The 739-nt window shown below is 45.1% G+C and carries 1 protein-coding gene; it reads right to left on the reverse strand.

All coding sequences use genetic code 11. The features are described from left to right. The coding region (locus tag R7Q48_RS27055; RefSeq protein ID WP_318133334.1) for a metallophosphoesterase at positions 1 to 739 on the reverse strand (739 nt) is incomplete at both ends.

The following is a 739-nucleotide window of genomic DNA, read 5'->3' on the forward strand; positions in this document are numbered from 1 at the left end:
GTTGATTTTTTTCTTCAAGTTTACAGGAATAAGATCGTAGCTTACCATTGATAGTTCGCCGTTACGGAATTCGTAATCGGCACGGCCAACATATTTACCCCACTCATGCGCCTGAACAATGTAAGTACCGTTTTGTTGGTCTGGCTGACACTCATCACCCGGTTTAAAGTTCTTTTTGATAACGTTAGGACCTTCCATACAAACGGGCTCTTGTGAGTGACCACCCACAATCATGTCCAAATCGCCTTCATTAAGGTAACGCGCCAAAGCTACATCACCCGGCGCATTGATGCCACGGTTGCCATTTTCGTAGTGACCCATGTGCGTAACAGCGAAAATCAGATCCGGATTTTCTGTTTTTTTCAGTTCTGCAATCAGCTCTTTCGCTTCCGCTTTCGGGTCGCGGAAGTCCACTTGACCGATAAACTCAGGATTTCCCAACTTCGCGGTATCTTCTGTTGTCAGACCAATAACCGCAATTTTAATGCCTTGTTTATTGAACATCGCGTAAGGTTGGAATAAACGCTTGCCCGTTTTTTTGTCGTAGATGTTGGCTGACAGCATTGGGAAGTTAGCCCAATCTTGCTGTTTGAATAGCACGTCTAGCGGATTATCAAATTCGTGATTGCCTAACGCCATCGCGTCGTAGCCAATCTTACTCATGCCTTTGAAATCTGGTTCAGCGTCTTGTAAATCAGATTCAGGAACGCCGGTATTAATATCACCACCAGACAGCAAC

This window comes from Vibrio sp. 378 (assembly GCF_033339435.1).